This is a genomic window from Polaromonas sp. P1_E1_2 (assembly GCF_056406035.1).
The window spans coordinates 1-2,490 of record NZ_JBFUAZ010000619.1 but is presented as its reverse complement, the minus strand read 5'-3'; the positions used below and the strand labels follow the sequence as shown (position 1 = coordinate 2,490).

Annotated in this window: 2 protein-coding genes and 1 pseudogene; 1 reads left to right on the top strand and 2 read right to left on the bottom strand. The window is 55.8% G+C overall.

Going from position 1 to position 2,490, the window contains the following annotated elements; all coding sequences use genetic code 11:
• Positions 1-278 precede the first annotated feature (278 nt).
• The gene (locus AC1D1P_RS20805; RefSeq protein WP_477674272.1) at positions 279-1,115 is read left to right on the top strand and encodes a phage/plasmid replication domain-containing protein; all 837 of its coding nucleotides are present in this window, start codon (positions 279-281) and stop codon (positions 1,113-1,115) included.
• Here the strand turns inward: AC1D1P_RS20805 and AC1D1P_RS20800 are convergent.
• Together AC1D1P_RS20800 and AC1D1P_RS20795 are read right to left on the bottom strand one after the other, a co-directional pair.
• Complete coding sequence (locus tag AC1D1P_RS20800; protein WP_477674271.1) at positions 1,081-1,851, bottom strand: tyrosine-type recombinase/integrase; 771 nt, start codon at positions 1,849-1,851, stop codon at positions 1,081-1,083. The genes AC1D1P_RS20805 and AC1D1P_RS20800 overlap by 35 nt on opposite strands.
• 337 nt (positions 1,852-2,188) lie before the next feature.
• Positions 2,189-2,490 (bottom strand): annotated as a pseudogene (locus tag AC1D1P_RS20795) (ABC transporter substrate-binding protein); the annotation flags it as partial.

Below are 2,490 nucleotides of genomic sequence, written 5' to 3'. Positions count from 1 at the left end.
GCCGCGCAGCACGCGGAAGTATTCGGCGGGCGTGCGTGTGCAGACGCCATGGTACTCGCGGTCGGTACAGCTTGTAAGCCGACCGGCGGCGGTCGTAATACCGTACAGCTTGTAAACAGTGCAGGCCGTACCAGTGCAGCCGATAAGCAGTAGCAAGCCTATACGGCATAGCTGCCACCAGCCGCAGGGCCGTAAACCGTATTAACAGCACCACCGATACATAGCTTTGCGGCGAGTAGYCCAGGGCGGCGCGGTGCATTTTCTAGATAGGAAATCGTATGAACTTTGAGGACATTGAGGCTTGCATGATGGTTGACACGCTCGGACTGTGTGTACACGATGCAGATCCCGCTCGACTGCGCGACAAGTTTATGAAGATCGACGGCGACGACGGTGCGCAATGGTCTAAGGGCTCGCTCGTGACAGCGGCCGGTAAGCAGGCCCTGAAAGTCAGGGCGGTGAAGTCCAAACGCGAATACCGGATGGAAACTAGCCCGGCATTCCTTCGCCAAGGCCACAACATCATTTCATCCGGCGATGTACCAATGCTGGCATTCGCCGCCATTCAGGAGGCCAACCGCGACTTGAAGTTCGGCTTCTCGTTGAAGCACGCAGCGGAGTTTGTCCGAGGACGGGGCATGGACGTGACCCGCGTGGACACACCGGTTCTGCTCGCGAAACCAGCCGGCCTGCAAACTAGCGCTGTAATCAACGGGCTGGCGCTGGCCGGTCTACTTGCTGGAAACAACACCAGCGTGTACGTCAACGAGTCTGTTTATTTCGATCAGCATTCCCAGTTGGCTGCGCTGAAGCTTTACGACAAGGCCGCCGAGGTGGCCAGCAGGACTCGCCTCAATATCCCGGTCACGCAGAACACCTCCCGCCTGATGCTGCTGGCACATGAAACCATCCGCCTCGAAGCGGTGTATCGCCAGAAGTGGTTGAAGCGTCGCTTTTCGGAGGGTGGTCCGCTGATCCCTGCGCGGTTAGCTATAGATGCAATGACGTCATCGCAACGCTCTTCCATTGAAATTCTTTTAAGCGGGGATTCAAAGCCTTCGGGAAAGGCGGTATTGACTGCTAGTTTTGATGCCATGGTTCTTGTTCCTGGTTGAGTTGATAAAACAAGCGTCCATGCGGCAGCTGCACCTGGATTGGCGGAATCCAAAAAAAGAACGGGAGGATTTCAGCGGTGGATTTGGCCAACAAGTGTTCAAGATGGCCTTTCCAGCGGGCAGGGTTGTCGCCGCTTCTCAGTTCATGCGCCGTTGCCCAATCAATTACTGCCTCGATGCGTCCCCGCACGCGCGTTGCGGTTTCGTGTTTGGTCTTCCAGATGCTATTCAGTATGCGTTTGAGATCTGCGGTGCTGATGCTGGAGATCGGTCGATTGCCGATGATCGGGGACGCATATGTGAGGAGGGTGTTTTCCCATTGTTGGATGTGCTTGGGGTTTTTCCACTCTTCACGGTGATCGGCGATGTATTCGGCCGCACATTCGTTAAATGTCTTGCCCTTCGACGTCGCCAGGCGGGTTGCTGTTTCGGCAGCGCGCTTAGCAGTGATTGGATCGTCGCCGGCTGCGATCTGCTGTCGGCACGCTTCGGCCTTGGTGCGTGCCACTTTGAGACTGACTGTGGGGTACGGGCCGAGTCCAACGGCCATAGGCTTGCCCAGTCGCATGTAGCGGTGTAACCACGAGGCGGTCCCGGTTTTGGTGATCTGCAGGGTCAGCCCCCCTCCGTCACCCAGCAGAATCGGCTTTCCAAGTCCCAACTTGATGGCCTTTTGCGCCTCTTTGAGTTTTGCCTCGATCTTTGTGTCGGTAAGTTTGTTGATTGGCCCGCGCACGACTGCTCCTAGAATGCACTTAGGAAGCATAACCGGTTCGACTATCGGACGTTTCGACTTAGCTATCAAATGAGCTATCAATCTAGCCGTTGATATGGGTGGAAGTTGCCGATCAAAGATGGACACCCGACAGTGCCGCAATCATTCAGGCGCTTGCGATTGCCGCGAATGATGGATATTGACGGCTATTTTTGTGAGCGACGTCCACTCCGCCAATATTGATAAGGGTTAGCAGGTAAGTATCTGCTAACCCTTTTCTCTTTTCCGGCCCTTGTTTCCTGACTGCATCCTCAAGATTGGGTGAGGGGCGCAAAGCAGCGGTATCGGCCTTGCTTTTCTATTGCCGGATTCTTCCATTCCCGCTGATGATCGTCATCTCCACGAAGCGTGAACCACTGTGCATCCCCGGGCGAAATCCGATGACATATCCTCCCAGGTCAAAGCTGTCCAGTCCATCCAGAGCGGAAGCAAAACCTTCACGGGTCACACGCGAGCCTTGCCGCCGGGCCGCTTCAACGATCACCTTGGCCGCGATGAAGCCTTCCATCATTGCGTAGCTGATCGGAACATCCTGCGCGCCGGCCGTTGCCGCGATGTCGTTGAACTCCTTGGAAAGCCGATTTGTCAATTTGTAGGGAC